Source organism: Pricia mediterranea (assembly GCF_032248455.1).
Classification (GTDB): Bacteria; Bacteroidota; Bacteroidia; order Flavobacteriales; family Flavobacteriaceae; genus Pricia; species Pricia mediterranea.
In genome coordinates this window covers 2461219-2485396 of record NZ_JAVTTP010000001.1, presented here as the reverse complement: position 1 = coordinate 2485396, position 24178 = coordinate 2461219, and the positions used below count along the sequence as shown (strand labels likewise).

The 24178-nt window shown below is 48.5% G+C and carries 18 protein-coding genes; 12 read left to right on the top strand and 6 right to left on the bottom strand.

Translation table 11 applies throughout. The features are described 5' to 3' along the window. Positions 1 to 108: 108 nt before the first annotated feature. Positions 109 to 1110 (bottom strand): AAA family ATPase, encoded by a 1002-nt coding sequence (locus RQM65_RS10205; RefSeq protein ID WP_314014711.1) that lies wholly within the window; start codon positions 1108 to 1110, stop codon positions 109 to 111. Between the two features lie 395 nt (positions 1111 to 1505). Between RQM65_RS10205 and RQM65_RS10200 the strand changes: the two genes are divergently transcribed. From RQM65_RS10200 to RQM65_RS10155, 10 genes are all read left to right on the top strand, one after another. After that, a complete protein-coding gene (locus RQM65_RS10200) occupies positions 1506 to 2288 on the top strand; it encodes an SDR family NAD(P)-dependent oxidoreductase (RefSeq protein WP_314014710.1) in 783 nt (260 codons plus the stop codon). Positions 2289 to 2291: 3 nt separating this feature from the next. Beyond that, positions 2292 to 3428, top strand: a complete 1137-nt coding sequence (locus RQM65_RS10195) for an ATP-binding protein (protein ID WP_314014709.1) — start codon at positions 2292 to 2294, stop codon at positions 3426 to 3428. Between the two features lie 142 nt (positions 3429 to 3570). Next, positions 3571 to 5196: a sulfatase family protein gene (locus tag RQM65_RS10190; RefSeq protein ID WP_314014708.1), complete on the top strand. Its 1626-nt coding sequence runs from the start codon at positions 3571 to 3573 to the stop codon at positions 5194 to 5196. 272 nt (positions 5197 to 5468) lie between these two features. Further along, on the top strand, positions 5469 to 8582 hold the full coding sequence (locus RQM65_RS10185; RefSeq protein ID WP_314014707.1) for a SusC/RagA family TonB-linked outer membrane protein: 3114 nt from the start codon (positions 5469 to 5471) through the stop codon (positions 8580 to 8582). Positions 8583 to 8594: 12 nt separating this feature from the next. After that, positions 8595 to 10166 carry a RagB/SusD family nutrient uptake outer membrane protein gene (locus RQM65_RS10180; RefSeq protein ID WP_314014706.1) on the top strand — a complete coding sequence of 524 codons (1572 nt, stop codon included), beginning with the start codon at positions 8595 to 8597 and terminating at the stop codon, positions 10164 to 10166. A gap of 6 nt (positions 10167 to 10172) precedes the next feature. Then, the gene (locus RQM65_RS10175) at positions 10173 to 11474 is read left to right on the top strand and encodes a Gfo/Idh/MocA family protein (RefSeq protein WP_314014705.1); all 1302 of its coding nucleotides are present in this window, start codon (positions 10173 to 10175) and stop codon (positions 11472 to 11474) included. 253 nt (positions 11475 to 11727) lie between these two features. Further along, positions 11728 to 12705, top strand: coding sequence for a sugar phosphate isomerase/epimerase family protein (locus RQM65_RS10170; protein ID WP_314014704.1), 978 nt, complete (start codon positions 11728 to 11730; stop codon positions 12703 to 12705). A gap of 52 nt (positions 12706 to 12757) precedes the next feature. Beyond that, the gene (locus RQM65_RS10165; RefSeq protein WP_314014702.1) at positions 12758 to 13534 is read left to right on the top strand and encodes a 3-keto-disaccharide hydrolase; all 777 of its coding nucleotides are present in this window, start codon (positions 12758 to 12760) and stop codon (positions 13532 to 13534) included. Positions 13535 to 13593: 59 nt separating this feature from the next. After that, positions 13594 to 14208 carry a 3-keto-disaccharide hydrolase gene (locus tag RQM65_RS10160; protein WP_314014700.1) on the top strand — a complete coding sequence of 205 codons (615 nt, stop codon included), beginning with the start codon at positions 13594 to 13596 and terminating at the stop codon, positions 14206 to 14208. Positions 14209 to 14413: 205 nt separating this feature from the next. Then, entirely contained in the window at positions 14414 to 15490 is a 1077-nt protein-coding gene (locus RQM65_RS10155; RefSeq protein ID WP_314014698.1) for an amidohydrolase family protein, read from the top strand. Between the two features lie 106 nt (positions 15491 to 15596). Here RQM65_RS10155 and RQM65_RS10150 read toward each other — a convergent pair whose 3' ends face one another. Beyond that, positions 15597 to 16538: a carbohydrate kinase family protein gene (locus RQM65_RS10150; protein WP_314014696.1), complete on the bottom strand. Its 942-nt coding sequence runs from the start codon at positions 16536 to 16538 to the stop codon at positions 15597 to 15599. 142 nt (positions 16539 to 16680) lie between these two features. Between RQM65_RS10150 and RQM65_RS10145 the strand changes: the two genes are divergently transcribed. Next, positions 16681 to 17415, top strand: coding sequence for a metallophosphoesterase family protein (locus tag RQM65_RS10145; protein ID WP_314014694.1), 735 nt, complete (start codon positions 16681 to 16683; stop codon positions 17413 to 17415). A gap of 220 nt (positions 17416 to 17635) precedes the next feature. Beyond that, positions 17636 to 18634: an acyl-ACP desaturase gene (locus tag RQM65_RS10140; protein ID WP_314014692.1), complete on the top strand. Its 999-nt coding sequence runs from the start codon at positions 17636 to 17638 to the stop codon at positions 18632 to 18634. A gap of 72 nt (positions 18635 to 18706) precedes the next feature. Here the strand turns inward: RQM65_RS10140 and RQM65_RS10135 are convergent, their stop codons facing one another. The 4 genes from RQM65_RS10135 to RQM65_RS10120 form a co-directional block, all read right to left on the bottom strand. After that, positions 18707 to 19288, bottom strand: a complete 582-nt coding sequence (locus tag RQM65_RS10135) for a helix-hairpin-helix domain-containing protein (protein ID WP_314014690.1) — start codon at positions 19286 to 19288, stop codon at positions 18707 to 18709. A gap of 985 nt (positions 19289 to 20273) precedes the next feature. Then, complete coding sequence (gene amaB, locus RQM65_RS10130) at positions 20274 to 21827, bottom strand: L-piperidine-6-carboxylate dehydrogenase (protein ID WP_314014688.1); 1554 nt, start codon at positions 21825 to 21827, stop codon at positions 20274 to 20276. Positions 21828 to 22004: 177 nt separating this feature from the next. Continuing rightward, positions 22005 to 23612, bottom strand: a complete 1608-nt coding sequence (locus RQM65_RS10125; protein WP_314014686.1) for a sensor histidine kinase — start codon at positions 23610 to 23612, stop codon at positions 22005 to 22007. An 11-nt stretch (positions 23613 to 23623) separates the two neighbouring features. Continuing rightward, the gene (locus RQM65_RS10120; RefSeq protein WP_314014685.1) at positions 23624 to 24163 is read right to left on the bottom strand and encodes a 3-hydroxyanthranilate 3,4-dioxygenase; all 540 of its coding nucleotides are present in this window, start codon (positions 24161 to 24163) and stop codon (positions 23624 to 23626) included. Between the last annotated feature and the right edge of the window lie 15 nt (positions 24164 to 24178).

Genomic DNA, 24178 nt, shown 5'->3' with positions numbered 1-24178 from the left:
AGTAGGCAGTGGCTGTTTCGATCGGTAGTGGCAGTTGCGGTCGACAGTGGCAGTCACCGTTGTATTTCTAACACTCCTGCCTACAGCCACCGGAACTGCCCTCTACTTTCACGGTACTTCGATTTCGTTGACGATCTTGTTGATGATCTCTTCGGAAGTGATGTTCTCGGCCTCGGCCTCATAGGTGATACCGATTCTATGTCTTAGCACATCGTGCACCACGGCCCGTACATCCTCTGGCACCACATAGCCCCGGCGTTTGATGAACGCGTAGCATTTGGCGGCATTGCCCAAGTTGATGCTTCCCCTCGGGGACGCTCCAAAACTGATGAAATGCTCCAAGCTTTCGAGGTTGTATTTCTCCGGATATCGAGTGGCGAAAACCAGATCGAGAATGTATTTTTCAATTTTCTCGTCCATATACACCTCGCGCACCGCTTTCTGGGCGCTCAAGATCTGGTTCAACGTGACCACCGGATTTACCGTATCGTATGCCCCTAAAAGATTTTGACGCATGATCAATTGCTCTTGGTTCATTTTCGGATAGTCGATAACGGTCTTGAGCATAAAACGGTCGACCTGCGCCTCGGGCAACGGATAGGTCCCTTCCTGCTCAACGGGATTCTGTGTGGCCATCACTAAAAAGGGCTTGTCCAAAATAAAGGTTTCGTCGCCGATGGTCACCTGTTTTTCTTGCATGGCCTCCAGAAGCGCGGACTGCACCTTGGCCGGGGCGCGGTTAATTTCATCGGCAAGCACGAAGTTGGCGAAAATCGGACCTTTTTTGATGGAGAAATCGTTGAGCTTCATATTGTAGATCAACGTCCCGACCACATCGGCGGGCAATAGATCGGGAGTAAACTGAATACGACTGAAGCTACCCTTTACGGCCCTTGCCAAAGTATTTATGGCCAAGGTCTTTGCCAGTCCGGGCACCCCTTCGAGCAAAATATGGCCCTGTCCCAAAAGACCGATCAATAGTCGCTCGATCATGTGTCTTTGCCCGACGATCACCTTGTTCATTTCGGTAGTCAATAGATCGATAAAAGCGCTTTCACGCTCTATTTTTTCGTTTACCGCACTGATGTCGACAGCCGTATTCTCTTCCATAGTATTTTTATAAATTTATATTGGATAAGCGGGTTGGTATAACAAGCATGCAAATTGAAAATTTATTGCTTGCCCCGCTGTTAATGATAGGTTAAAAAAGCGGCGGGACCCTGAGTTTTAGCAAGAGTTTAAGGGATTTACAGTTTCTTTCGAACTGTGGCACACAAACAGATCTCATTAAAACAGGAAGCCCTCAAATTATCTGATTAACTTTGAACGGACCTAAACCTTGACATAGGGCGGTGACCTAGGGGCAAAGACTATTAAATCTCAAAAACCGGTCGATTTTTAAAACTCTCAACAATTTCACTTCTTAATTCATTCCGGCTTAAGTCCTATTTAACGAGTGGGCAATGACGGATAAACAGCAATCAAAATAACGCAAAGAACTAAATATGAACGCACCAGAAAACAAAAAATCATTGACAAACAAAATAGCCTTGATCACCGGCGCAACCAGTGGCATCGGAAAAGCCACGGCGATACTCTTTGCCGTTGAGGGTATTCAACTCATTCTTTGTGGAAGACGCCAAGATCGGCTAAACGGTCTGAAATCCGAATTGGGGAAGCAGACCAAAGTACATACCCTTAATTTCGACGTCCGCGATAAAGATGCCGTCTTCGACGCCGTAGCTTCGCTTCCGGATGAATTCGCGGATATTGACATCCTCATCAACAATGCCGGTAACGCCCACGGCCTCGACCCCATCGATGAAGGCAATCCCGATGATTGGGATGCCATGGTCGATATTAACGTAAAGGGACTCCTATACGTATCGAAAGCGGTCTCCCCGCGAATGGTCAAGCGAAAATCCGGCCATATTATCAACATCGGTTCTACGGCCAGTAAGGAAGTTTATCCGAAGGGCAACGTGTACTGCGCCACCAAACACGCCGTCGATGCCCTGACCATCGGCATGCGAATGGACCTCAACCCTTACGGCATCAAAGTGGGCGCCGTAAACCCAGGGGCGGTAGAGACTGAGTTCAGCAATGTTCGCTTTAAGGGCGACGACGACCGTGCCGACGAGGTCTACGACGGATTCAAACCCCTGTTGGCGGAAGATGTCGCCGAGACCCTGTTTTTTGTGGTTACCCGTCCCCCGCACGTCAACATAGCCGATCTGGTGGTTACCCCGACGGCCCAAGCTTCGGCGATGGTATGGAATAAGGACTGAACCATGATCAACAAACGCCTTCTTGTCAAAAACTTGCTCGCCCATAACGACGAGAACAGCTTCTATGACAAAAAACGTTTTGTCGATATCGGAAGCCGGGAGGGGAAGGCCAAATTTTTAAAACACGTCTGTGCCCTGGCCAACAGCAACCCCAAGAACCGATCGTTCATTGTAATCGGGGTCAAAGATGAGGACAATAAGATTGTCGGGGTGGACTTCTTCGATGACAGTAAGATCCAAAACCTGGTCAACGCGTACCTCGACAACCCGCCGCTGATCAGCTATGAAAACATTCCCTTTCCCAATCTGCCCGAAGGCAAGGTGGTGGGGCTGGTCACGATCACCTCGACCGGAAAGGTCTGTGCATTGCGCAGGAACATTTGGAAATATTACGGCGGCATGGTCTTTTTCCGCGACGGCAGTATGAGCATGCCCAAGGCCTTCGATATCGAGCTTAAGGACATCAATGCCGAGGCCGTTGCCACCATCGAACAACATGCCAAGAACAATATCGAGCTGACCCTTGACGGGGTCATCGACTTTCTCAACCACCGCCACCCCGATTTGGAGAGCGACTACAAGGTATTCAAAGAGCAATTCGTGGTCTGCTGGGCCGGCAACCAAAAAAAGATAAACAACAAAACCTATTATTCTCGGGTAGATATCGAGCTGATCAACGAACAGGTGAAGCTGTTTTATTCCACTTTAGACGAGGTAACCATCACTTACGACGAGAATTCCTTTACCACCAAGGAATACGTGCAGTTGGGATTAGGCAGGCAACAGAGCCATTATCCCCTGGAGGAAGTCGTCATCACGTTCGAAAACAACGGTACCTACCAAATTCAGACCAGGTTGCTTTTTGAACCGCCCAGATACGACACAAAAAACCTGCACCACGTTTACAACGCCAACAACGCCCTACTTCAAAAACTCTCAAAAAGCGTCGTCTTGACCGATTCGGAGAGAAAAGATCTGAAGCAACTGCCCGATACTTACCTCATATGTTATCTGAACGGATTTGAAGAGGCCAAGGAGCAAATGGATGTGGCCCGTCCCTTGTTGAAAGAATACGACGAGGCAGGATATCGCTCGTTAAAGGAGGCCCAGCGAATCATCCGAAAGGTGCAGTACAATTAATGCCCGATGCACTGCACACGGTGAATACATTAACCTTCAGTCTACAAAATTTCAATTATCTTGGCCGTTGAAAAATCGGCATGGGATCCTGAAAACCGATCGCGGCCTTAAATAAATTCCTAATTAAATCTTTATCGACACTATGAAGACCGAAAACTTAATCATCCTGCTGATCTGCCTTGTGCTGGGCGGCATTACAGGGATGGCCCAAGAGGGTCAGCAAAACGGCAAAGAACGGCCCAACATCCTTTTTATTATGTCCGATGACCACGCCTATCAGGCCATAAGTGCCTACGACGATCGATTGTTAAAAACCCCCAATATCGATCGCTTGGCCAAGGAGGGCATCCGCTTTACCAACGCCAGTGTCACAAATTCAATTTGCGCCCCGTCACGGGCGGTCATCCTAACCGGGAAACACAACCATATCAACGGGAAAATCGACAACCACATGGCATTCGACACCACCCAGGTTACTTTTCCGCAACTGTTTCAAAAAGCGGGCTACCAGACGGCCATGTTCGGCAAGCTTCACTTTGGAAACAGTCCGAAAGGGGTCGACGAGTTTATGATCTTGCCCGGGCAGGGGAACTATATCAACCCGGAGTTCATCACCAAAGAAGGCGGTCGGGTGACCAAACAGGGTTACGTGACCGACATTATTACCGACATGACGTTAGATTGGCTGAAGTCCGGCCGCAACGCCGAAAAGCCATTTATGATGATGTACCTGCACAAAGCCCCCCACCGACCTTGGTGGCCGCGTGCGGATAAATTTAAGGAGTTTTACCAAAAGGAATTTCCACTGCCCGAGACTCTCTTTGACGATTACGAGAACCGGGGCACCGCCGCCAAGACCGCCGAAATGAACCTGTTGAAGCACATGAAATACAGCCATGACAGCAAGGTGTTTCCGCAAACCATCGCCGAAATGGGAGGTGTCGAACCCGAAGTACCGGAATTCGATATGGGGTTCTGGGGGCCCTTTGGTCGGGCTACCGCAGAACAACAGGCCGAATACAGGCCCGTTCTCGAAGCCATTAACGCCGACTTCAAAGAAAACTGGCCGTCGATGACCGATCGTGAAAAAATGATTTGGAAATATCAGAGGTATATGCAAGATTACCTGGGCACCATATCCTCGGTGGACGATAATGTCGGGCGGGTGCTGGACTATCTTGACGAGAGCGGGCTGGCTGAAAACACCATCGTCGTCTACACCTCCGACCAAGGTTTTTATCTGGGCGAGCATGGGTGGTTCGATAAACGCTTTATTTACGACGAATCGTTCAAAACACCCTTACTGGTCCGATGGCCGAACGTCATCACTCCGGGCACCACTGAAGACGAGATGGTGCAAAACCTCGATTTCGCACAGACCTTTCTCGAAGCTGCGGGCATATCCGCCCCTGACGACATGCAGGGCGAAAGCTTGATGCCCTTGCTCGAAGGGAACAATAAGGAATGGGATCGCGATGCGGTCTATTACCATTATTATGAATATCCGAGCGTGCACATGGTCAAACGACATTACGGTATCGTGACCAAGGACTACAAATTGGCGCATTTTTATTACGATGTGGACGAATGGGAGCTCTACGACCGCAAGAAGGATCCCAACGAAATGAATAACGTTTACAACAACCCGGCCTATGCCGACGTGGTCGAGAAGCTAAAAGCGGAACTGACCAAGCTCCGGATAAAGTATAAGGATTCGCCCGAGCTTGACCAGAAATATATCGATATCTATAAGGAAAAAATGAAATAGCCGACCAAATGAACCTAGTCGAACTAGCGGCTCGCCCTGATCTGCTGCACGGTAGGTAGAGCCTGGTTCGACCAAAGAGATTTTATAGCGGGATATAAAGAAGATAGAATAGCCCTTTGTATAGTTTAAATTTTATATTACTTTTAACTTTCATTTTCGTCCGAACGGCAAAATGGTGACCTTGCCTTACGACAACTTTTTAACCTTAACTATACAACCTTAAATTCACCACCCCATTCAAAATCACCTAATCATTTAATCTCTCTCGAGTTATGAAAGAACACTATCTCAAAGGAGCGCCACCATGGCGTATTTCAAAAATCGCCCTGACCGCGATATTGACCATTTTCACGCTGATGTCTCCCTTATTTCAGGTTCAGGCCCGTCCTGATACGGCAAGGACCAATGTACAACAGCAGGTCTCCGGAACCGTTTCCGATGCACAAGGCGTTCCCCTGGCCGGCGCCAATATCGTTGAAAAAGGGACTACCAACGGCACCCAGACCGATTTCGATGGAAATTTTTCGCTCGAGGTCGGAGATAATGCCGTGTTGGTTGTTTCCTATATCGGATTTGCCACCAAAGAAGTCAATGTTGATGGTCAATCCACCGTCTCGATAACTATGGACGAAGATGCCGCGGGGCTCGATGAAGTGGTGGTCGTCGGATACGGAACCCAAAGCCGGGAGAAGGTCACCGGAGCAATCAGCTCGGTCGATGGTGATGCCCTTGCGCAACGTCCCGTAACCAGTACGACGACGGCTTTGCAAGGCCAATCTCCTGGGCTCACCATTATCAATAAAGGCGGGGCTCCCGGGGTCGAGGACGCGGGAATCCGGATCAGGGGCGTCGGAACCCTGAACAATTCCGACCCGTTGGTACTCGTCGATGGTATCGAGCAATCGCTTAGTTCGGTCGAACCCCAGAACATCGAATCCATTTCGGTATTGAAAGATGCGTCCTCTGCCGCGATTTACGGTTCGCGAGCGGCCAACGGGGTAATTCTAGTGACTACAAAACGAGGCACCTCCTCGGGCACCATCTTATCCTATAACACCTTTGCCGGGGTCCAAAATCCCAGCTTTTTCCCCGAAAAAGCGGATACCGAATCTTGGTTGCGCCTGGAAAACGAAGCACAGGTCAATGCCGGGGGCTCGCCTACTTTTTCCGAAGAATACATCAGGAACGCCGTCGCGGGAACCAAGCCCTTCGAGTTTCCCTGGGCGAATTGGGAAGAGGGCATTTTCAATAAAAGTGCCCTGATGCAACAACATACCTTTAGTATCTCCAGTGGAGGGGACCTAGGTAAAATCTTCGCATCGGTCAACTACAGCGACACCGATGGTATCCTTAAGAACTTCAATAATAAAAGGACTACGATGCGTATCAATGCGGACCTGTTCGCCAGCGAAAAGCTGACCTTTAAAGCGGGCCTCATGTACCGGAACGAGAACTTCAGCGGTCCCGGGCACGCCATTAATGCCTCCGGAGTTGCCGGTCAACGGCTGATCCAAGGCCTATTGCACATCAACAGGAACGTGGTCATGGAATACCCCGACGGCACCTACGACCTGGTCGCGGGATATTGGAACCCCCGGGCCATGGGCCAAGAAGGGGAAACGAAACGAAAAACGGATGATGTCGTGGCCCAAGGAGGTTTCGATTACACTATTAATGATGCCCTCTCACTCGAAGGAAACGTAACCTATAAATTTGACAATATCGGTACTTCCCGGTTTATGAACAGCTTGGCCGGAATGAAAAACTATGTAACGGGGGAGCCGCAGACCGTGGCAGGATGGTTCGCCACCAACGAATTGTTCGAAACCACCCAGCGGGAAAGAGAATTCAGCCAAAGATTGTACCTGAACTATTCCCAGCAGTTTGGGGCTCACGAAGTGGAAGCCTTGGCCGGATATGAGGAAATTCACAACACGCTCAAGTTCGTGGAGGCAAGCCGGCAGAATTTCTTTAATAACGACCTAAGGGATTTAAACGCCGGGGGCGTCGATAACCAGGATATAGAGGGATACAATCAGGAATGGCGACTGCGATCCTTCTTCGGCAGGCTCGACTATTCATACGACAATCGCTATCTGCTTCAAGGCAATCTGAGATATGATGGATCTTCGCGCTTTGGTGATGGGAACCGATGGGGACTGTTTCCCTCTGTTTCTGCAGGATGGAACCTGACCAACGAAGCCTTTATGGAAAGCGTGGTGGACAATACCGCAATAAGCAACATCAAATTAAGGGCTTCTTGGGGACAACTTGGAAATCAGGATATTGGCCTCAACAGGTTTAGGAACATGTACGATTTAAATGAAGGCTACCAATTCGGAGGCAATATCGTATCGGGTTCGGCTATTACGGAGGCGGGCAACCCGGATATCACCTGGGAAACCTCTACTATGACCAACGTGGGGCTCGATGCCAATTTTATCGACGGCCGCTTGGCCCTGGTCGCCGAATATTTCTGGAAAAATACGGAGGATATCTTACTCGAACTGCCCATTTCCACCATTGTCGGGGTAGATCCCCCGGTTCAGAATGCGGCCAAGGTCTCGAATAATGGGTATGAGATCAGTCTAAACTATCGCGGGGCCTTTAAAGACAACGACGGATTCAACTACTCCGTAGGAGTCAATTTCTCCGACGTTATTAATAAAATTGAGGACCTCCAGGGAGCCGGGCCTTTCATCCCCGATAATTTCACAGTGTGGACGGAAGGGGAATCGATGAACTCCCTGCGCGGTCTGACCTCTCCCGGCCTGTATCGCACCCAAGGAGATTTAGATCAATATCCGGTTACGCTCCACCCGAGTGTGGGTATCGGTGACATCATTTACGAGGATGTCAATGGCGATGGCCAGATCTCACAATCCATCGCCCCGGGCGGCGACCAGATCATTATCGGCAACGAAGACCCCCGATATGAGTTCGGACTGCGGTTCGAGGCCTCGTACAAAGGTTTCGACTTCTCGATGTTCTGGCAGGGCGTACTGAAGCAAAAACACCTGCTTGATGGCGCGATTCCCGAAGGGCCCGCCTTTTCGAACTTCATCCATAAAGAAATGGTTGAAAACGCTTACCATCCCGAAAGGAATCCCAACGGCTCTTGGCCATTGGTAACCTCCGGCAATACGTGGAATATCGTTAAATCCGACTTTTGGTTGATCGATAACAAGTATGCCCGTTTGAAAAATTTCCAGTTGGGATACACCCTACCTCAAGACATCTTTTCCAAATTTCGAATCTACGTTTCCGGGGAGAATATGTTGACCATTACCCCCCAGGAGCTTTTCGATCCAGAAACCCCAAGGGGACGAAGCCAGTTTTTCCCGCACACCAAGACCATGAGTGTTGGCATGAACATTGTATTTTAAAATTAGATGACTATGAAAACATATAACAACATAAGATATATATTATTGGTCGCCGGCATTCTGATAATGGGCTGTAGCGATGGTCTGGACGAAGGCCTGGATATACAACCGACCGGCGAAGTCTCACAAAATGCCTACTGGTCGACCGAGAGGGACGCCCGATTGGCGGTTAACGCCATTTATAATGAACTGGACGGCACCCAGTCGGTAATTGCCCTGGATGGTGTAACGGACCTCGGATTTCATTCCGCCTCGAACGTTCCTACCTTCAACGATGTACGATTGGGGGAAATTGATGCTTCCAACGGTACCATAACAGCCATTTGGGTGCGGTACTATAGAGGGATTACCAAAGCGAACGATGTGCTGGCCAATATTGACCAGATAAGCGAAGGGGATCAGGAGGTAATGGCACGTTTAAAAGCAGAGGCCCGATTCCTCCGGGCCTACTACTATACACAGCTCGCAAGCCTGTGGTGCAACGCCCCACTAATTTTAGAGCCCTTAGAAGTCAACGAACAGCGTCCCGCCAATTCCAAGGAAGAGATCGTCAGCTTTGTCATCGCCGAATTGAACGATATCATCAATGCCGAGGCGCTTCCCTTGACTTATGGTCCGGACAATACAGGTAGAGCCACCCATGGTGCTGCTTTGACCCTCAAGGCCAGGGCGGCCATCCGGAACGGTCAGTTCGAAGTGGCCCGAGACGCGGCGAAGGCCGTAATGGACCTGGGTATCTATGGACTTTATCCCGACTATCAAAAACTGTTTCAGGTCGAGGGGCAAAATTCCCAAGAGGTCATCTTCGACAGGCAGTACGCGGCCGGAGGCGATACTTATAACAATTTCGGTTATTCCGCCGCTACTATAGGCGGAGGTTCCGGGGTCGAACCCATGAAAGGCCTGTTCGACATATACGAATACAAGGGTCCGGAGAATCCCGATGACCCTTACGAGAACAAAGACCCGAGATGGGACTATATCGCCTATTACACCGGGCAACCCATTGGAAACAGCATCTACAATTCGTGGCCCACGAGCCCTACGCCCGACAGGGTCGCCAGTACGGAATTTTCCACGCTCTATGGCCATAACCTGAAAAAATGGGTAGATTATGATGCGTTCTCAGATAATCCCGATCTTGGCGACATCAACATGATTATCATGCGCTATGCCGATGTACTTCTGATGTATGCAGAGTCCAAAATAGAATTGAACGAGATCGATCAGTCCGTTTTCGACGCTATCAACGCGGTGAGGGAAAGGCCCACCGTTGAAATGCCGCCCATATCCCCTGGACTGGGCCAGGCGGACTTAAGGCAGGCCGTCAGGGACGAACGGGCTAGGGAATTCGCTTTCGAAGGTCTTAGATTGTTCGACATCAACCGATGGCAGATCGGCGAGATCAAAGCTGGCCTACTTGAAGGAATGTACTATATTGATGAGGCCACCGGGGAGTGGGAAATCATGGACTACGGGCAGATCGCCAAGTTCGATCCTAACAGGGATTATTGTTGGCCCATCCCCCAAAGGGAAATGGATATTAACGATGTAATCACGCAAAATCCTGGTTACGCAAATTAACATATTATGAAAACGGGTAAAGAACAAAACAGCACCAACCGTAGAACCTTTATAAAAACAACCGGGGCGGCCACCATTTTTAGCGCTGCCACTCTCAATATGGGCTTTGCAAACCCCCTATTCTCAGGAAGCAAGGAACAGTTAAAGGTAGGCTTGATAGGTTGTGGCGGTCGGGGTACCGGGGCCGCTTCGCAGGCCATTTCGGCTGATTCCGATACCGTGCTCTACGCCATGGGGGATATTTTCGAAGACCGGCTCAACAGCTCGCTCGATATCCTTAAAAAAACACATGCGGGTAAGGTGCAAGTGGACAAAGACCGTCAGTTTCTCGGTTTCGATGCCTACCAAAAGGTAATCGACTCCGGGGTCGACGTGGTCGTACTGGCCTGCCCCCCAGGATTCCGCCCACAGCATCTTTCTGCCGCAGTGGATGCGGGGAAACATGTCTTCTATGAAAAACCGGTAGCGGTCGATGCGCCCGGTGTTCGGAAGGTAATCGAAGCCGCTAAAAAGGCCAAGGAGAAGAACCTGTCAATGGTTTCGGGCTACTGTTTTCGGTACGATATGCCCAAACAGGCCCTTTACGGGAAAGTACTTGATGGGGCCATCGGCGACATCAAGGCCATTTCTACCACGCGTAACGGGGGAGAACTCTGGTACAAGGAAAGACAGCCCGATTGGAACGATATGGAATATCATATGCGCAATTGGTACTACTACAACTGGCTCTCGGGCGATTTTCTTGTGGAAATGTTTGTCCACAGCCTCGATATGATGGCCTGGGCCATGGGCGAGAAAATGCCCGTATCAGCCACAGGAACCGGAGGAAGGCAGTGGCGTACAGATGAAAAATATGGCAATATATACGACCATTTTGCACTGGAGTACGATTACGACAATGGGGTCAGAGGGTACGCCTTTACCCGACAACAGAACGGGGGCTCCTCCAAAAACGCAGTAGAAATTATGGGTACCGAGGGCAATGCCCTTTTTGAGGGTAGTCGGCACGAAATCACCGGCGAAAACCCTTGGCGCTACCGCGGGGAAGAGAACGATATGTACCAAGCCGAACACGATGCCCTGTTCGATTCCATCCGCAACGGAAAAGGAATCAATGACGGGGACAGAGCGGCTCGCAGCACCCTGTTCGGGGTGATGAGCCGAATGGCGGCCTATAGTGGCCAAACCGTCACTTGGGACGAGGCCATGAAGTCGACCAAGGCATTGGGCCCGGATGATTACAACTGGGATTTGGAATACAAGGGTCCCGATATAGCAATCCCGGGCGTTACCAAGGTTTTGGGATAACAGCTTCTATTTGTTTTCTCTTTTAATAAAATAAACCGGTTTTTGCGTCTCCAAGCCAGACAGGAATCCAAGGTTATCCCGAACCTGATCTGACTACAGCTTAGTTTTGCGGTAAGCATGGATTCTTGGAACCTCCTGCCTCGCCCCTACGCCATTTTGGCGACATACATTTTAAGATCCCTTACACGATAAGACAAAAAAAAGGGAGCCATTTCCGAATATAAGGCTACCAAATAAATCAAGAACACAAATTATGTCAAACACAACAAAGAATACAGAAACAACTTCATCCAGAAGAAATTGGCTAAAAAACGTAGGAATGTTAGGTGCCGCATCGATGGCCCCCTCATTGGTCATGGCCGGGTCGAACCACGAAAAGAAGCATAGCAGCCTCTACAACAATCAGCCCATCCGTCTAATTGTATCCACCTATTCGTACTGGCATTTTGAACCCGAAAAATATCCAATCGAAAAGGTTATCGAAAATGCTGCCAAAATCGGTTTTGACGGGGTGGAGATATTGCACCGGCAAATGGAAAACGAATCGGTGGAATATATGAACAAATTGAAACGAATGGCCTTTGAAAGGGGCCTAGCGCTTCCATTTTTATCCATCCATCAAAATTTTGTGGAACCCGATGCGGCCAAAAGAAAGGAGCATATCGAACACACCCTAAGGTGCATCAAACTCGCCGTGCAAATGGGCATTCCGGCCATTCGAATGAATACCGGTAGCTGGAAAGGCAAAAGACCGGCCGATTATTACGAGCACGGCAGAAAGGAACCGACAGAGGGCTACACCGACCAAGATGCCATCAAATGGGTCATAGAAAGCATGAAGGAATGTCTCGAAGAAGCTGAAAAGGCCGGGGTCATCCTTTGTCTCGAAAACCATTGGGGGCTATCGTCGAATATAGACTACCTCGAGGAAATCCATAACGCCCTGTCTTCATCACCGGCCATGGGCCTTAATCTGGATACTGGCAATTTTGTCGGCGAACCCTATGATGATTTTGAACGCCTGATCGGGCATGCCGATATTATTCAGGCCAAAACCTACTATGGCGGAGGAAAGTATTACGATAAGGATATGGATTACGACCGTTTCGCCAAGATTATGCGCGATGCCAACTTTACAGGCTACGTTTCATTGGAAATGGAAGGCGATGAAGATCCCGAGACGGCGGTACCCAAGAGCTACAAATTGTTACGGGAAGCCTTTGCGGTGTAAGTTCATCTCACTATAAAGTCCATATCCATGCATTTCTAATACATATTGAACTATGAAAAAGTTACAAAAGTCTGCCTTCGCGAACCTTTCCGCCTTGTTTTTTATTATGTTCTGCGGTCTCACCTACGCCCAACATGAAAAGTTCGAGTTCGATTTCGGCACATCGACCTCCTTGGAAGATGTTTTGGCGGGCAGTTCGGAAGACGGCGCCACCCTTAAATGGATCAATGTCAACACCGTAAAAGAAGGATGGTCGGTCAACGACGACGGCGTACTGGTGAACCAGGGCCATCCCATTGGGGTAGTACGCTCGGAGAAGCAGTATGAAAACTTTATCCTGCACGTGGAATGGCGACACATGGAAGCCGGCGGAAACTCGGGTATTTTCGCCTGGAGCGGAGCCAACCCGCCGGACGATTCGCCTCTACCAGACGGGGTAGAGATTCAAATGCTCGAACTCGATTGGGTGAACATTAACGCAAAAGACGGTGTTCCGCAGCCCATAGCCTACGTGCACGGCGAGGTATGGGGCGTGGGCGGTGTCGTGACCGACCCTGACAACCCCAGGGGAGAACGGAGTAAATCCATTGAAAACCGAGCCAAGGGCAAAGGGGAATGGAATACCTATGACGTAGTCGCCGTTGACGGGGTCATCAAACTTGCCGTGAACGGTAAATTTGTCAATGGTATCTCAAAATCGACCCAGAAGAAGGGCTATCTGTGCCTTGAATCGGAGGGCGCGGAAATCCATTTCAGGAATTTTAAAATCATCGAACTGCCCCCGGGAGTAACCTCGCACGAGCAGACGGCACCCTTGCTTGATTATTGACCCATTACCTTCCTGAACGAATTCGGGCAAATTTGATGACCATAGTAAATGATAAACGTATGAAACAGTTGCTTTTTTTCCTTTCCTTCTTACTTTGTACCTCGAATGCCATTGCCCAAGAGACCCGAAGTCTTTTCAACGGCGAAGACCTGTCAGGGTGGACGAAGCACGGCTATGAATACTGGTATGTTGACGATGGTGAACTGGTCTGCGAAAGCGGTCCTGAGGAAAAATACGGCTATCTCGCCACCAACAAACCTTACAAAAATTTTATACTGAACCTCGATTTTAAATTGGAGTCCAACGGCAACAGCGGAATATTTATACGCTCTCACGTCGGTGGGGACGACGGAACGACCATTCGCGGATGGCAGGTCGAGGTTGCGCCTCCCGATTTGCACACTGGTGGCATCTACGAATCTACGGAAGGAGGAAGGGGATGGATAATAAAACCCGAGCCCGAAGATGAAAAAGTACTCAAGCCCGATGACTGGAACCACATGAAGATCGAGGCCAATGGCGATAAAATCGTCAGCTGGCTAAATGGGAAAAAGATGGTGGAGCTAAACGATGAAAAAATAGGGGAAGGTAGGGGCTCTATCGCCCTTCAAATCCACAGTGGTGGTGGAATTAAGGTGCGGTGGAAAAATATTGAAATTCAAGAACTGGATTAGAAATTCCTTGTCAAAAGAAATAGTGCTAGTTGGTCACGCGTCTAAAATCACAAGAATGTGAAACGGGCACCAACAAATTTTGAAAATTACTTCACAAAAATTGATGTTTAAAAAATTTAGTGCGAGAGCGTAGGGGTTACCCGATAGCTATCGCAATTGTTAATCTATTAATTAGATTATTTTCGAATAATTTAAAACTGGTAGTATGAAAACCTTGGGCACTGTTTGGCTTTTGCTGTTGACCGTTTCCGCAGCCGAGGACAATGAATTCTATACCTTGGAAGACTTTGCCCGAATCGAAAAAATAGATGTCCACACCCATGTATGGACGGACCGGGATACGTTTGTCGAGCAGGCCAAAAAAGACAATTTCCGGATGCTCAATATCGCGGTGGACCTGTCGAAAGGACAGGCATTCGTTGAGCAACAGTTTGCATATTGCCGCGACCAGAAAAGAAGGTACCCTAAAGCTTTTGAAATGGCCACCGCTTTTTCAATAGCGGATTGGGACAATCCCAACTTTGTAGAAAACACCATTGCCTGGCTTGACCGGTGTTTTGACCAAGGGGCGATCGCGGTAAAGGTCTGGAAGAACGTTGGAATGGTATTTCGAGACAAAAACGGGGAGCTTGTGATGGTCGATGACCCAAGGCTGGACCCTATATTCGACCATCTGACCCAAAAAGGAATTCCCTTGATCGGGCATTTGGGCGAACCCAAAAACTGCTGGCTCCCCTTGGAAGAAATGACCGTGAACAACGACCGGGACTATTTCGGCGAACATCCCGAATATCACATGTACAGGCATCCCGAACTGCCCTCCTATGAAGAACAGGTCGCTGCTCGCGACCGTATGCTCGCAAAACATCCCGATCTCATATTTATGGGCGCACATATGGGCAGTCTCGAATGGAACGTTGACGAATTGGCAAAACGTTTGGACCGATTTCCCAATATGAGCGTGGACCTCGCGGCCAGAATGGGGCAAGTGTTCTATCAGACCATACATGACCGCGAAAAAGTGCGTGATTTTTTTATTAAGTACCAAGATCGCATTCTATACGCCACCGATAAATCCGACACCGGCGAAGATGACCCTGATGCCCTTCAAAAAGAAATCCATGACCGATGGCTGCAGGACTGGCGCTTTTTCGTGACCGACGACCCCATGACCAGCGAGCGGGTTAGCGGAAACTTTATAGGCCTAAGGCTGCCAAAAGCGGTGGTCGATAAAATTTTCCGTCAAAATGCCGAAAGCTGGCTCGGAATGTTTGCCATTTAACTACAGTTTCAGCCTGATAAGGCAGTTCCAAAGAGCAGAAAGCCGACCGAGAAATCTCTCGGGCCCGTATCCCCAGTCGCTGCGATGCAAAACGATTGTAACGTCCTCAAAAAATAGCGTCATACTCCGGTAAAGCAGGTATAGCTCCGTAATTCGTGGTCGTAATGGCACCCGCCCAGTTCGCTTTTTCCACCATTGGGACAAGCTGGTCGGTATCATCCAAAATCTGATGCGGATTTTTAAGTCGGGCGATTTGATAGAGCAAACATCCGATAAACGCATCGCCCGCCCCCGTAGTGTCTATAGGCTCAACCTTTACGCTTGCGACCCTTCTTTTAAAATCCGGGGTGCTAAGCAATGTACCTTTCTTGCCCAAAGTGATAGCAATAATCGGGCTGCCTATACCATGCAATACGGCACAGGCCTTTTCGACATCATTCTCACCTGATAGTAACTGGGCTTCCTCCAAGCTGAACTTACACAGATGCGCCTTCTCAACAAAATGGCGGCATTTCTCTATGAAGGTCCCTTCTTCGCCTTTCCAGAGGTCGCCGCGAAAATTGGGATCAAAGCTGATCAGGGCCTCTTGGGCCAGGGCATCCACGAGGTACCGGTCGTAGGCATCATTGAGTCCACCTCCCAGTAAGGCCGTAGCCGATCCAAAATGCACTACATTCCCCTTAAAACCATTTTTCACCACAGCATCGTATTCCAGCTTTTTATCGGCGCCCCGACTGAATACAAAATCCCGCTCCCCATTCGAAGCAATCGAAACATAGGCCAAGGTCGTAAAATGCTTCGAACGCTGTGCCAAAGTAACATTGACCCTATTTTTTTCAAGTGTGTCCAGCAAATACGTTCCGAAGGGATCTTCGCCGACACAGCCTACGAACTTGCTCTTGCCGCCCAACTTGGCCACGGCACAGGCCACATTGGCAGGGGCCCCACCCGGCTTTTTCGTGAATACATCCGCTTTGGATAGGTCGCTGCCCTGATTTTCGGCTACAAAATCAATCAACAGTTCTCCGATACAATAGATGGTCTGCATACGTCTAGTTTTCAATATCCCACTAAACTAATCACAAAATACCAGACCTAACAAAACCTGGCACCCTTTTTTTAGGTCAATCCATAAGAGAAAATACAAGCTTTCCAACGCGTAATCCTGCAATCCTGTTTATTTTTACGGCATGAACGAAAAAAGGACATTGGTAATCGGGGACATTCATTCGGGGCTTAAGGCCTTGCACCAGATTTTGGAGCGCGCGGAGGTCTCTACGAACGATCAGCTTATATTTTTGGGGGATTATGTAGATGGGTGGAGCGATGCAGTAGAAACGGTCGACTATCTGATAACCTTGAAAAAAACTCACCGTTGTATTTTTATCCGAGGAAATCACGATGAGCTTTGTGTGGAATGGCTTCGCGGCGCAAACGACAACCCCACTTGGCTACAGCATGGTGGGGGGGCTACATTGGCCTCGTACAACGAAGCGGATGACAAAACAAAAGAGCGGCACATCCTGTTTTTTGACAGTCTGAAAAACACGTTTATCGATAAGGAGAACCGCCTTTTTTTACACGCTGGTTTCACCAACCTGAAAGGCATCGAGTACGAATATTTTCCCGAAAGCTTTTACTGGGACCGCACTCTTTGGGAACTTGCGCAATCCCTAGATCCGAACCTGCAGAAAGGGAATCCATTTTATCCCAAAAGACTATCCCATTACAACACGATATTTATAGGACATACTCCAGTTTCGAGAACCGATGTTGCCGAGCCAAAACAGGCCGCCAACGTATGGAATCTCGATACCGGGGCAGCCTTTAAAGGACCCCTCTCGATGCTTGACGTCGATACGAAGCAGGTATGGCAGAGCGATCCGGTGCATACCCTTTATCCCGATGAACGGGGACGGAACTGAAAATAGATGTATTTTCCGTTCCATACTTCGAACAAATTCCTTATTTTATCGATAGTCTTTATATTATTAACGTTCTTTACAAAAACAAGCAAAATACTAGTTTGATTTCGAATCTATGCTGCCTTACATGCTGTCGTGGAACTACATAGGACTCTTATTTTTCAAAAAAAATTCTATTTAAAAGGATTACTATCAAACAGGTATCTAACAAATCAGAACAATGGCTGAAAAAAATATACGATTAGAGGTAATGCAGGCCATAGAGCCGCAAGTCGAAGGATTCATGGATTCGTTCTTGATTCCTATCGAGGAGATTTGGCAACCTTCCGATTTTTTGCCCGATTCAGAAAAAGAAGGCTTTTTGGAATCCGTTCGCGAACTTCGGGGCGATTCCAAAGAACTAGGATATGACTTTTGGGTAACCATGGTGGCGGATACCATCACCGAAGAGGCCCTGCCCACTTACGAATCATGGTTGATGGACGTGGTCGGTATCGATCAACACGGAGAGAATAAAACGAACGGATGGGCCAAGTGGGTACGTGCCTGGACCGCCGAGGAAAACCGGCATGGCGATGTGCTCAATAAGTATCTTTACCTATCCGGACGAGTGAATATGCGAGAGGTCGAAATCACCACCCAGCATCTGATCAACGACGGCTTCGATATCGGAACCGACCGCGACCCTTATAAAAACTTTGTGTACACCACATTTCAGGAACTGGCCACCAATATCTCGCACAAACGCGTGGGGCAGATGGCCAAAAAAAAAGGAAACACCCTTTTGGCCAAAATGTGCACCATCATCGCCGGTGACGAAATGCGCCACCATCTGGCGTACCGTGAATTTGTTAAGACTATTATGGGAGAGGACCCTTCCGGCATGGTACTGGCTTTTGCCGAGATGATGAAAAAGAAAATTGTGATGCCCGCCCATTTTTTAAGGGAATCGGGCGGCACCATCGGGGAGGCCTTTGAAAACTTTTCGAACTGTGCCCAGCGCCTGGGTGTCTATACCGCGCAGGACTATGTGGATATCCTACGAAAACTTAATACTTATTGGGAAATGGAAAAGGTAAGGGACCTTTCCGAAACGGCTGAAAAAGCACGGGATTACCTTGTGAACCTGCCCGACCGCTTGGAGCGTATCGCCGAACGGATGAAGTTTCCGGAGGACCAATATCGGTTTAAGTGGGTGGAAGCGAACGGCATGGTTTAGGAAGCGCAAGTTCATGTCTCAAGTTTAAAATCAAACTTGCCTAGCCCGTTTTCGGAAATCCGAACTTGTAAATTACAATTTTCCATGGTCATGCTCTTCCTGCCATCGGAAGAGTTCCTTCCACATCCCTTTATGGCACATCTTCGCCTGCATGGGCCAGGATGACGGGTCATGAACCTTATAACGTTCTGCCCCGGTGTTCAAAATTTCTTGGCAGTTGGCGACCGATGTCTCCGACAAAGCCTTCCATGTCATGATTCCGGCATGGTGAAACATACCGGCGATTTTAGGACCTATGCCTTCTATTACCGTTAAGTCGTCCTTTTCAATCGTTTTTCCCAAGGCGTCGCTTGCCGCCTTAGCGTCAAAAGCAACTAAAGTAGGAGCAGTTGGGGTAAGACCCGTTTCCATTAAGGCTTCTCTCCCTTCGGATGAGGACCTCGCATCGATGCCGGGTCGGGAGAGCAACTTTTGCTTGCAAGTCTCCAATTCTGACCGTAGCTTAGAATTTTCATCACGCAATAGGCTCGATTCAGAGGATATATCTTTAGGCGCCACTATACCTTTCCCCATATAATAACCCAATATCCCGCAAATAATACCTGCGAATAAGAGAATTAGCCAGTACCCAACAGCTACGTTTTCAACATCCATATTTTTTGAGTTAATTGTTAACAAAAAGGAGCACAATCATTAAATCAGGCCAGTAACACATTGATGTCATGGGGCTTCCGCTGCTTGACTCTAAGATAAATGTATTGAAAAAATTAGAAGGTACGTCAGAGCTTGAGATAAAATCCGTTGAACTAAGCCAGTGGACCTGTAAATGGCCGGCTTTCTGCAATTTATACAATTTCAGCTGCCATTCGTAAAAAGAAGCTTGTTCAAAGAACTAATTTTTCAGACATTGGATGGAGTAATGGTCAACCGTGGGATTTTGGCATCCGGAACCGGAAAACCATCGGAATCAATTGGCGGTAAGCCCTGCTGACCGTTTGAGCCAGTCGCGCCTGTGGCGTGATGAAGGAGCTAAGCGGTCAGCGGACGACTTACCTTAAGCGCTTTACAGTGTTGATCTCCCCTACAAGATATCGACCTTATTAGCTCTAAGTGGAATTAACAGGAATAGACAGCGCAAGTATGAAGATTTGTTCTCCAATCATACACTAAAAACGACCAGTCGTACAATTAGACTGGATTACCTCTACCAAGCACCTTATATTTAACCGAAAGATAGCATAAAGATGTCATGGAAACGGGAACCTTTAACTTATTCATCCAAACGTATTGGGCCATCGCGCTGGTTGCACATGCGCAACCAGCCACAGACCGGAGCGGGTAAACCGACCGAACCCCAGAAAGGGGAGTACGATATAAGACCATAGAACGCCATTTTAAGCGTCGAATATTTAAATAGTTGTTTGAGCCTGCCATGCGGCAGGGAAGTCAGTTAGTTTAGTGTTCAGACCCGCTGTATTTTTCGCTTGCCTATTCGGGGGAAAGTCAAGTAAAAAAGAAAGACAGCGGGTTTTTTTATTCCAAAAGACTGCACCTTTACAGCTCAAAGGTTACCCCTGCGCACCTGCAACCGATGAGGCCCACAATCGACGAGGGAGAAACGACCAAGAGGATTGCCCCTTTACAGCTCGAAGCTTATACCTTGGGCTAGCGGTAATTCAGTGGTATAGTTAATCGTATTCGTCTGTCGCCGCATATAGATTTTCCAGGCATCGGAACCGCTTTCTCGACCCCCGCCTGTCTCTTTCTCCCCACCGAACGCTCCTCCGATTTCAGCCCCGGACGTCCCAATATTCACATTAGCGATACCGCAATCGCTTCCAGCTACCGAAAGAAAACGTTCGGCTTCCCGAAGGTTGTTGGTCATAATGGCGGAGGACAGGCCCTGCACCACCCCGTTATGAATCTCAATGGCATTTTCGACATCGCCGGAATATTTTAAAAGATAGAGCACGGGAGCAAAGGTCTCGTGTTGAACGATATTAAAATCTGGTTCGGCCTCGGCAATGGCCGGTTTGACGTAACAACCGCTTTCATAGCCCTCGCCTTCCATTACGCCGCCATCAACGATTACTTTACCGCCCTCATCGACTACTTTTTGAAGTGCTTCTTGATACATCACAACGGCATCGGTATCGATCAAGGGCCCCACGTGGTTGTTTTCGTCCAGCGGGTTGCCAATACGCAGTTGTTTATAGGCATCGACCACGGCATTCTTCACCTTGTCGTAAATAGAATCGTGAACAATTAATCTACGGGTCGAGGTACAGCGTTGCCCTGCGGTACCGACCGCCCCGAATACGGCCCCAATGACCGTCATCTTTATATCGGCATCAGGGGTGACAATGATGGCATTGTTTCCCCCGAGTTCCAATAGGGATTTTCCCAGACGTGCGGCAACGGCCTGCGCAACAATTTTGCCCATCCGGATAGATCCCGTGGCCGAAACCAAGGGAATCCGGGAGTCTCCGGTCATCATTTCCCCAACTTTATAGTCCCCATTGATCAAACAGGATATCCCTTCGGGAAGATTGTTGGCCTTAAAGATTACGGCAGCGATATTCTGACAGGCTATACCACACAACGGCGTTTTCTCGGATGGTTTCCAAACGCATACATCGCCACAGACCCAGGCCAAGGCGGTATTCCAGGCCCAAACGGCCACCGGAAAGTTAAAAGCAGAGATTATACCGACCGGTCCGAGCGGATGATATTGTTCGTACATCCGATGGCCCGGTCGCTCGGAGTGCATGGTCAGGCCGTGCAACTGCCGGGACAGGCCCACCGCGAAATCGCAGATATCGATCATTTCTTGGACCTCCCCCAGCCCTTCCTGATAACTTTTACCCATTTCATAGGATACCAGTTTTCCCAAGGGCTCCTTCAATTCGCGTAATTTTTCACCGAACTGTCTGACGATTTCACCGCGTTGCGGAGCCGGCTTCTTACGCCAGTCCACGAAAGCATCCGTGGCCGCGGACATCACTCGTTCATAATCTTCTTTTGAGGTGGACTTCACTTTGGCAATCAGCTCCCCGTCGACGGGAGAACGGGACTCGATAATTTCACCTGAACCGAAGTTTTCCGAACCTGTGGAAGTCCCCGCATTGATTTTTTTTATTCCGAGTGCTTTTAAAGCCGCGTCGATACCGAATTCCTTAGCAATTTTTGACATGGTGAAAATTTTTGAGCATTGATGATGAAAGATTCCTTGCAAATATACCGGTTCGATACCAGAATTCAACTAACTTGGAGGAGCACCGGTGGGCAATGTCGTTCTTAAATAGCGAACGAGGACACAAAATCCCTTTCCTCAACAACGGATGTCGGGTTATTCAAAGATTCATCACTTCTACGTCTTGTTCGGAAAAACAAGATTGAACTGTGTTCCTCCCCCATTGGATTCGTAAGAGAGCTTGGCCGAAATCTGCCTGCATAGCGCGCGAATGATTTCGAATCCGATGCCCTCGGCCTTTTCGATATTGAAATCCTTAGGCAGCCCCTTGCCGTTATCGAGTATGGATAACGACACCTTTTCGGGGTTTAAGCGTTCAACGTGAATCAAAAGCTCGTTGTATTGGGTGGTATCGGGGTAGGCATGTTTTAAAGCATTGGTAACCAGTTCTGAAATGATGAGTGCCAAAGGTACGGCGTTATCAAGGTCGATGGAGATTTCGGGACATTCGATTTTGTAACTGAACGAATACGACATTTTCTTCTGGTGCTCCATCAAATCGTTCAGGTAGTCGGAGAGGTTGACGGCCTTTGAGTCTTTGTCCTGATAGATTTTTTGATGGGTCAAGGCTATGGCCGAAATTCGTGCCTGACTGTCGGAAAGCGCCGTTACGGCCTCTGCGCTGAACAGTTTTCTCTTTTGCATGTTCATAAGGCTCGAGGTAATCTGCAGATTGTTCTTGACCCGGTGGTGTATCTCGCGCAGCAGATTTTCCTTTAGTTCGTTCGAAGCCTCAAGCTCCGATGTTCGCAAGCGTACCCTAGCTTCCAGCCGGTCGTTGTATTCGTCTCTTCTCTTGACGGTGTAAGTCAGTAATATTGTCGATATCAAGCCCAAAATCAAGACTACATAAGATTCAAAAACATGGGGAAAGGCTAAATATTCGGACTTTGGTATATAGTGGATATCCCACAAACGGTCGACCGCATTAATCCGTCCGTTTATTGAGCGGTTAGCAAGAGCTTCGGGAGTGGTGTCGCCGAAACTGGAATATAAGAGTTCGACATCGGAAGTTTCGTCGTGAATGCAGATATCGAGAACGTTCAACTCTGAAGCGAGGGTGTTTCCGATAAGGTCATCCATACGGTACACCGCCGCCACGACCCCTTTTGTTTGGTTAGAGATGGTATCGGATACCGATTTCAAAGCCAATACTCCGGGCACATCATTATCGTTCAATATAAGGGTTATAGGTCCCGTGAGTGCAACTTTCTCGGTTCTGATGGCGCGATCGATAGCCTTTCTTCGCGTATCATCGGAGTAGAGATCGTACCCGATCGCCTTTTGTGAATATGTTAACGGGTTCAATACTTGAATGGGATAATGTACCCCTCGCGCAGTCGAAACGACCAAGCTATCGAGCGTATTGGTTTTGGTGATGACGGTCAATCTTTCGAAATCATCCTCAGTGGAGTCTTCAATTCTTGGAGCCCATTCCAGTGCTCTGATACCATTTAATTCCCTCAAAAATGGGTTGGTAAAGCGTTCAAAAAGCGTCTGTGAAACCTCCGAGGTGTTTTCGTAATAAAAAGCCATCGACTCAATGACAAGGTTTATTTTGTTCAGCTCTTCCCCTAATTTCAGCTCCGCCTTGGCGACGGCATTTTCTACAGTAGCTTTGTTTCTGTCTTGATAGGTTTTATTGATGGAGTAGAAAATAAATATGGAAAGAGCGGTACCCAATACCTTGACTGCCGCATATTTTGCCAATTGCCCCTTTGTCATCACATCTCAAATTAGGGAGCAGCAACAAAACGTGCGTCTACGGGCATTACGGTCCCACAATTGTCACAGGTACGCAACTCTTTAGAACCATAAAAGTGTTTAAAGTGTCCTAAAAAATCTTTTTCTATATCGTTCAGGGTAAAATAGGTCTCGTAAAGCTTATGGTTGCAATTATCGCAGAACCAAAGCAGACCGTCATCAACGTTCATATCGGCGCGTTTACGTTCGATGACAAGGCCGATGCTGCCTTCATGCCGGACCGGACAATGAGGGGTCTTGGCTGGATGCAGGTACATATCTCCCGGCCCGAGCTCGAAGGTTTTCTTACGGCCACCTTCTTGGATATGCACTTCGATATGGCCCTCTAGTTGATAAAAAAGCTCTTCGGTCTCGTTGTAGTGGTAGTCTTTTCGGGCATTGGGGCCGGCGACGACCATTACAATATAATCTCCGGCATCTTTGTAGAGGTTTTTATTGCCCACGGGCGGTTTCAGGGTGTCGCGGTTTTCGGCAATCCATTGCGATAGGTTAAAGGGGGGGGTAATGGCCATGACGGAAAAGAGCTT

Bases quoted from the DNA above. Each gene is read 5' to 3' on its own strand.
- RQM65_RS10160 (WP_314014700.1), top strand. From the start codon at position 13,594: ATGAAACAGTTGCTTTTTTTCCTTTCCTTCTTACTTTGTACCTCGAAT.
- RQM65_RS10135 (WP_314014690.1), bottom strand. From the start codon at position 19,288: ATGGATGTTGAAAACGTAGCTGTTGGGTACTGGCTAATTCTCTTATTC.
- RQM65_RS10180 (WP_314014706.1), top strand. From the start codon at position 8,595: ATGAAAACATATAACAACATAAGATATATATTATTGGTCGCCGGCATT.
- RQM65_RS10165 (WP_314014702.1), top strand. From the start codon at position 12,758: ATGAAAAAGTTACAAAAGTCTGCCTTCGCGAACCTTTCCGCCTTGTTT.
- RQM65_RS10150 (WP_314014696.1), bottom strand. From the start codon at position 16,538: ATGCAGACCATCTATTGTATCGGAGAACTGTTGATTGATTTTGTAGCC.
- RQM65_RS10195 (WP_314014709.1), top strand. From the start codon at position 2,292: ATGATCAACAAACGCCTTCTTGTCAAAAACTTGCTCGCCCATAACGAC.
- RQM65_RS10155 (WP_314014698.1), top strand. From the start codon at position 14,414: ATGAAAACCTTGGGCACTGTTTGGCTTTTGCTGTTGACCGTTTCCGCA.
- RQM65_RS10120 (WP_314014685.1), bottom strand. From the start codon at position 24,163: ATGGCCATTACCCCCCCCTTTAACCTATCGCAATGGATTGCCGAAAAC.
- RQM65_RS10145 (WP_314014694.1), top strand. From the start codon at position 16,681: ATGAACGAAAAAAGGACATTGGTAATCGGGGACATTCATTCGGGGCTT.
- RQM65_RS10125 (WP_314014686.1), bottom strand. From the start codon at position 23,612: ATGACAAAGGGGCAATTGGCAAAATATGCGGCAGTCAAGGTATTGGGT.
- RQM65_RS10175 (WP_314014705.1), top strand. From the start codon at position 10,173: ATGAAAACGGGTAAAGAACAAAACAGCACCAACCGTAGAACCTTTATA.
- RQM65_RS10140 (WP_314014692.1), top strand. From the start codon at position 17,636: ATGGCTGAAAAAAATATACGATTAGAGGTAATGCAGGCCATAGAGCCG.
- RQM65_RS10185 (WP_314014707.1), top strand. From the start codon at position 5,469: ATGAAAGAACACTATCTCAAAGGAGCGCCACCATGGCGTATTTCAAAA.
- RQM65_RS10190 (WP_314014708.1), top strand. From the start codon at position 3,571: ATGAAGACCGAAAACTTAATCATCCTGCTGATCTGCCTTGTGCTGGGC.
- RQM65_RS10200 (WP_314014710.1), top strand. From the start codon at position 1,506: ATGAACGCACCAGAAAACAAAAAATCATTGACAAACAAAATAGCCTTG.
- amaB (WP_314014688.1), bottom strand. From the start codon at position 21,827: ATGTCAAAAATTGCTAAGGAATTCGGTATCGACGCGGCTTTAAAAGCA.
- RQM65_RS10170 (WP_314014704.1), top strand. From the start codon at position 11,728: ATGTCAAACACAACAAAGAATACAGAAACAACTTCATCCAGAAGAAAT.
- RQM65_RS10205 (WP_314014711.1), bottom strand. From the start codon at position 1,110: ATGGAAGAGAATACGGCTGTCGACATCAGTGCGGTAAACGAAAAAATA.